The sequence below is a fragment of the Romboutsia sp. genome, from assembly GCF_035470145.1.
Taxonomy (GTDB): domain Bacteria; phylum Bacillota; class Clostridia; order Peptostreptococcales; family Peptostreptococcaceae; genus Romboutsia_D.
In genome coordinates this window covers 22342-29332 of record NZ_DATIRC010000225.1, presented here as the reverse complement: position 1 = coordinate 29332, position 6991 = coordinate 22342, and the positions used below count along the sequence as shown (strand labels likewise).

The window sequence follows — 6991 nt, the reverse complement described above, 5'->3', positions numbered from 1 at the left end:
ATGGTAGCACAGGAAATATATCTGTTGCAGTAGTAAACAACGATAAAGGTACTACTATTAGAGATAAAAAGATAAATATGGGAGATGAATTAATCGAAAAACTTCAAGATAATAAAGATTTAGGTTGGAAATTCGTTGATGAAAAAACTGCCTTAGATGGTGTTAAAAAAGGTACATATTATTCGTCAATAGAAATCCCAAAAGATTTTTCGAAAAATTTAGGTTCTTTGATTTCTGATAATGTTAAAAAAGGTGAAATCATCTATACTGTAAATGAAAAAATAAATGCAATAGCTCCTAAAATTACAGATAAAGGTGCTTCTACTATTCAAAATGAGATTAATCAAACTGTAGTTAAAACTGTAAGTGAAGTAATGTTTGAAGTATTTAATAATATTGGTATAGAAATAGAGAATCAATTACCAAAGTTAACAAATTTAGAAAATGATTTAATTGAAGTTCAAGGAAAGTTTAAAGATATAAATAAAACTATTTCTTTAGCATCTGATGCTACTTATAAAATAGAAGATGTTGTAACTGATTTACAAAAAGATGTACCACTAATACAAGATACCATAACTAACTCTAAGAACTTAGCTTCTGATGTTAAAACATTTTTACAAGATAGTAAAGGCAGCTTAGATAAGCTTGCACCTATTATAAAAAATGATTTACAAATTATAGAAGAAGTTTCATCAAGTGCATCTTCAAGTGTATCAGATTTAATAGATGCAATAAATAAAGGTTCAGAAAATATACCTGAACTGGTGGATAGCTTATATAGCAAATTATCTACTTTATCAAATGCTAATAAAACAGTTTTAGAATTATTAAAGAAATTAAATGCTTTAGACCCTACTCATTCACTTCAAGCTACTATAGATAATTTACAATCTATAGACGCTGAACTTGATATAGCAATTAGTACCTTAAATAGTATGAAAAATCAAATTGTGAATGGACAAAAACCTTCTTTAGACGGTTTGAATAAAATTTTACAAATTACTAATAATGTAAATGACATAGCTTCAGGAATATTAAATAACTTTGATTCTAAAATAGCTAACCCTATAAATAACATATTTACAGAAAGTTTCAAAGTTGCGGATGATACTATCGCTGTTTTAGATAAAGCACAAGAAAAACTTCCTGCAGTTGAAGATATCCTAAGCACTTCTTTAGCTTTCTCTAAGAGTGCACAAAATGATATAAAGTTTATACAAAAAAAATTACCTTTAGCTGAATCTATAGTTAATGAATTGGTTGATACTATGAATAAAATAAATGAAGGCGATGATATGGATGAATTAGTATCACTACTTAAAAGTGATGCAATTACACATTCTAATTTCTTAAAACAACCTGTTGATTTAGTTACTAATAAGTTATACCCAATAGCAAACTATGGTTCTGCTATGACACCATTTTACACTGTACTTTCTTTATGGGTTGGTATATTATTGCTTATGTCATTACTTTCTACAGAAGCTCATGGCGATTATAAATCTTATGAAATATACTTTGGTAGAGGTCTTACTTTCTTAAGCATTGCTATCGTTCAAGCACTTATTGTTAGTGCTGGTGATATATTATTGCTAGGTATAGAAGCTGTCGATCCTATATCATTTGTTATATTATCAATGTTTACAAGTTTTGTATTTACTGCAATAGTTTATTCTTTAGTATCTACATTTGGTAACTTTGGTAAAGCAATCGGTGTTATATTATTAGTAATACAAGTTGCTGCATCTGGAGGAACTTTCCCAATAGAAGTTACCCCTACATTTTTCCAAAATGTAAATCCATTACTACCTTTCACATATGCAATATCTGCACTACGTGAAACAATAGGTGGTATATATCAACCTAATTTACTAAAAGATATGTCTATATTAGTTATATTCATAGTTGCACCTATTGCATTTACTTTAGGACTAAAAGGACCAATAAATAGAGCTACAGCTGGAGTTAATAGTAAACTTCATGAAAGTGATTTAATAGGCCATTAATAGTTAAAATAGCCTGACTAGATTTATATTAGTTAGGCTATTTTACTTTATAAATTTATTCACTCATACTTTCATATTTACCATCAGGCAAATCTATTTTATGATCATTTATAATAACAGTATCATTATCAACCCAGTTAATTTTCACATCATTAACCTGATATTCATAATATATGATTTTTTCATGTTTATTATTAGTTGTTAAATAACATCTTATAGCCCAATCAACAGTTGCTCCTCCATTAACAAGATAAGCCTTAATATTATAAATCCCATCAAAAGATGATGAATCCATAACAAGTTCTTCACTTGGTTTAAATAATTCATCTAAAAAATATTTTTTACCCCCATACCCAAATAAGAAAATAATAATTAATATTACTAAAAATAATAAAACTATTTTTTTCTTGATATTTTTTATATCTCTTTCTATATCTACATTTATATTCATATTTTTTGCGAGAATAAAACTAATAACTATAAAAATCTCGCTATCCCCCTTGTTTTAAGTTTATTTTATATAAATACTGCAGTTCTATTATTATAATTTTCAATTCTTGTATTTAAAAATAAAATCACACTATGAACTAGCATATTATTATACCTTTAATATACACATCTTTAATTTTTCAGCTTTATTAACAAAATTTAGCTGGCAATGATGTCAAATTTCATTCTATTATCTAATATAATATTAACATATGATTTATTATTCACGCAAAAAACACTTTATAATCCTAATTTTTGTAAATTAGTTTTATAAAGTGTTTTGTATTCATTTAATACTATAATTATTTTTTATTTTTATTATCACACGTAACTAATGAAAGTTCTCTTAATATTTTACATGCGGCAGCTGTTGATACGCTCGTACTATCATAATCCGGGCTTAATTCAACAATATCACATCCAACTAAGTTAATATTACTATTTTTTAGAACTTTAAATATATTTTCAAATTCTTTATAAGTCACACCACCTGGTTCTGGTGTTCCTGTTCCTGGGAAAATTGATGGATCTAATACATCTAAATCAATAGTTAAATATACATTTTTACCATCTAAACTTTTCACTATATCTTCAAAAGTATTTATACTTCCAACTTCCATATATGTGTGTTTTTGCTTTAATGCAAAATCAAATTCTTCTTTAGTTCCTGATCTAATACCAAATTGGAATATTTTATTGTCTCCTATAATATCCCATATTCTTTTTATAACAGTAGCATGAGAATTCTTATTATTATTATATGTTTCTCTTAAATCTGTATGAGCATCAAAATGAAGTACATGTACATCATTATACTTTTCATGAACAGCTTTAAATGCTGGTAAAGTAACTAAATGCTCTCCACCTATCATAAATGGTATTTTGTCATCATTTACAATATCTTTAGTTCCTTCATATATTTCATCTAAAACTATATCTGTGTTCCCTATACTTAAATCTAAGTCTCCAATATCACATATATTGAAATCTTCTAAATCTAAATCAAGGACTGGACTATAAGTTTCAAGACCATAAAACTCATTTCTCATAGCAGTACTTGCAAATCTAGTCCCAGGTCTATTTGAAGTTGTACCATCAAATCCTACACCAAATACTACTAAATCAGCTTCTTCATAAGAACTGTCCATTCCCATAAAATTACTCATATTAAAAAATTTATTATTTTTCATTTAACATATCCTTTACATATTGTGGTAACATAAATGCTCCATAATGTAAATCACTGTTGTAGTACTTAGTTTTTAAATTTAAGCTTTCCCACTTTTCTCTATTTTGGTCTTTTATAGGGTCAAACTTTTTAGATGCAAATCCAAATAACCAGTGACCTGATGGATAAGTAGGTATATGAGCTTGATAAACTTTAGTTACAGGGAATAAGTTAGTTATTTTCTCATTTGCTCTTTTCATTTCCTTTGCATTGAAATCAAAGTAAGGACTCTCATTTTGATTTACAAGTATACCTTCATCACTTAAAACTCTGTAACAATCATTATAGAAATCTACTGAGAATAATCCTTCTCCAGGTCCTATTGGATCTGTTGAATCAACTATTATTAAATCATATGACTTATCTTTAGAATTCTTTACGAATGCTACACCATCTTCATAGTATAAGTTTACTCTTTCATCATCTAACTTACATGCACATATATCTATATATTCTCTAGATACATCTACAACCATTTTATCTATTTCAACCATGTCTATTTTTTCTATTTGTGGATAACGAGTTAACTCTCTTACAGTTCCTCCGTCTCCTCCACCTATTACTAATACATTTTTTATGTCCATATTAGTAGCCATAGGAACATGAACTATCATATCATGATATATAAATTCATCTTTGTGGTTTACCATCATTAAACCATCTAAAGTTAAAAACTTTCCAAATTCTTTACTATCAAAAACATCTACTTGTTGAAATTCTGATTTATCACTAAAAAGATGCTTGTCTACCTTTATTGAAAAACGTACATTGTCCGTCCACTCTTCTGTGTACCAAAGTTCCATCTTTGTTCCTCCAAATTTAATTTTATTTTATCTATATATTTAAATACTATCTATTTAAAATTTATTTTATTTATATCCGTTTTATTTACACATTTTCTGGCTTGTGAGTAATGTCACCTAAATCTTTTTTTGCAAATTTTTGTATTTTTGTTGTTAAACCTCTTGGTATTTCTGTAGATTCACTTCTTTCTGCCTTTAAAAGTTCTTCTAATAATTCAAAACTTTTCCATGGATCTATATCTCCACAAGTGAAAAAGTCTGCCGATGCATATCCGTATTCTGGCCAAGTGTGTATAGTTAAATGAGATTCTGCTATTATAACTGCACCTGATACTCCCCATGGATTAAAGTGATGGAAAACTGAATCTACTATAGTTGCTTTTGCATTTAAAGCTGCATCATTCATATACTTTTCTATAAGTTTAGGATCTCTTAATATTTCCTCATCACAGTTGTAATATTCTACTAATATGTGTCTACCTAATGTTTCAAATTTCATAATATTCATTCTCCTCTATTTATCTTTGTCATTTATTACTAATATTGTTTTAAGACTCTTATCTTTCATATCTGTTAAATGAGCCTCTTTTTCCTTAAGTGTCTTTATATAATCGATGATTTCTTTTGTAATCAATTCGCCAGGTGCAACTATAGGTATTCCTGGTGGATATGCCATTATAGACTCTCCACTTATCCTATTTATACACTTATCTATTTCTACACTTTCTTTTTCCATGTAAAAAGCTTCTCTTGGATTTAATTTAATTTCAGGTGTTATTTGCTTAGGGTTTATTTGCTTTACAATACCATCCTTTGCAAACAATTTAGCTATTTGTTCTAATGAATCTATTAATTTATCTATATCATTTTTAGTAGTTCCAATAGCTACAAGTGCTAATATATTGTATAAATCTCCTAATTCAACTTGAACATCAAACTTTTTATATAGTAAATCATAAACTTCAAATCCAGTTAAATTAAGACCTTTAGTATTTATACATAGCTTTGTTTCATCAATAAAATTAGCACCTTTATTGTGCTTTAACTCAGTTGAAACAACTTTTATACCTTTTATTTTATTTATCTCAGCTTTTGCATATCTAGACAGATTTAAAGCTTCCGACAATTGATTTTGACCATTTTCGACTAAATTATATCTAGCTCCATCAATACTTGCCATAAGTAAATATGATGCAGATGTTGATTGTAACATATTTATACTTTGTCTTACTTTACTTACATCTATATTTTTATTATTTACTAAAAGCGCAGACGCTTGAGTAAGTGCTCCACCTGTTTTATGAATACTTACAGCTGACATATCTGCACCTAATTCCATACTTGAAGGAGGCAATTCATCATGGAATGCAAAATGCGCTCCATGAGCTTCATCAACTAAAACTAATACATCATTTTCTTTACAAAGCTTAATTATCTTTTTTAGTTCTGTGCAAGCTCCATAGTAAGTCGGATTTAATAAAAATAATGCTTTGGCATCTTCATTCTCTTCTATAACTTTTTTAACTTTATTAAAGTCTAAATTTAAACTAATACCTAAATATTCATCAAACTCGGGTTGTATAAATACAGGTACTCCACCACTTAAAATTAGTGCATTTATAACCGATTTATGAATATTCCTAGGTAAGACTATTTTATCACCCGGTCTTATCATACTCAGTATCATTGCATGTATTGCCTGCGTAGTTCCATTAGTTATAAAAAAAGCTTCATCACATTTATATGCTTTAGCTAATAAATTTTGAGCTTCATTTATAATTCCATTTGGATTAGATACATTATCCATAGTTGGAGATGAGTTTATATCCATATTCATAATATGATTCCCTAGGTAATTATTTAAAACATCAACTCCTTGGTCTTTTACATGACCTGGAACATCAAAACAAGATATATCTCTTAATGAGTACTTTTTCAAAGCGCTCAAAAGTGGAATTTCTTTATCACTCAACTTGGTATTTTCATAAATTGCATTATCATATACCTGCATATTTAAGCCCCCCTTTTTTTTAATTTTTGCTATTTTATATTTTATTTTCAAATCAAAGATTATTATATCTATTTATTAAATTTACTATTATTAAACTTACCTTTTCTATTATATTTTCATTTTCTATTTTTTGCAACTACTTTTTTAAGTTTTTTTATTTTATTTTTTCCCATCAGAACCAGTGTATTTAACTATTCTTTACTATGCTTCTATTTTTTATGTTTATATTAATTTATAATTAGTTTAGTATACCTAATTATAAATTAATATAATTTTATTTTAAATTTAGTATATCTAATTTTATTTCAGTTTTTCATATTCTATTTGAATTAATTAAATATTTTAGTTTTTCAACGAAAATATAGAATTTAAAATTTTTCAAAAAAAATAACGGTAGCATAGTTTCCCCTCAATATGTTAAATAAAAGTTATAACACAAATACATAACATG

Annotated in this window: 6 protein-coding genes; 1 reads left to right on the top strand and 5 read right to left on the bottom strand. The window is 27.2% G+C overall.

Annotated elements, in window-relative coordinates; genetic code table 11:
• Positions 1 to 2009, top strand: a 2009-nt coding sequence (locus VLM92_RS09770) for a YhgE/Pip domain-containing protein (protein ID WP_325276156.1), incomplete at its 5' end; no start/stop codon positions are given.
• Between the two features lie 55 nt (positions 2010 to 2064).
• On the opposite strand, the gene VLM92_RS09765 is transcribed toward VLM92_RS09770, so the two are convergent.
• The 5 genes from VLM92_RS09765 to VLM92_RS09745 all read right to left on the bottom strand — a co-directional run bounded on the left by VLM92_RS09765 (position 2065) and on the right by VLM92_RS09745 (position 6540).
• Positions 2065 to 2460, bottom strand: coding sequence for a DUF5412 family protein (locus VLM92_RS09765; protein WP_325276155.1), 396 nt, complete (start codon positions 2458 to 2460; stop codon positions 2065 to 2067).
• Positions 2461 to 2800: 340 nt separating this feature from the next.
• The gene (gene speB, locus VLM92_RS09760) at positions 2801 to 3688 is read right to left on the bottom strand and encodes an agmatinase (RefSeq protein ID WP_325276154.1); all 888 of its coding nucleotides are present in this window, start codon (positions 3686 to 3688) and stop codon (positions 2801 to 2803) included.
• Positions 3678 to 4529 (bottom strand): polyamine aminopropyltransferase, encoded by an 852-nt coding sequence (gene speE / locus VLM92_RS09755; RefSeq protein ID WP_325276153.1) that lies wholly within the window; start codon positions 4527 to 4529, stop codon positions 3678 to 3680. Before speE ends, speB begins: the two co-directional genes overlap by 11 nt.
• Before the next feature lie 85 nt (positions 4530 to 4614).
• Entirely contained in the window at positions 4615 to 5028 is a 414-nt protein-coding gene (speD, locus tag VLM92_RS09750) for an adenosylmethionine decarboxylase (protein WP_325276152.1), read from the bottom strand.
• Positions 5029 to 5043: 15 nt separating this feature from the next.
• Positions 5044 to 6540: an aminotransferase class I/II-fold pyridoxal phosphate-dependent enzyme gene (locus VLM92_RS09745; RefSeq protein WP_325276151.1), complete on the bottom strand. Its 1497-nt coding sequence runs from the start codon at positions 6538 to 6540 to the stop codon at positions 5044 to 5046.
• Between the last annotated feature and the right edge of the window lie 451 nt (positions 6541 to 6991).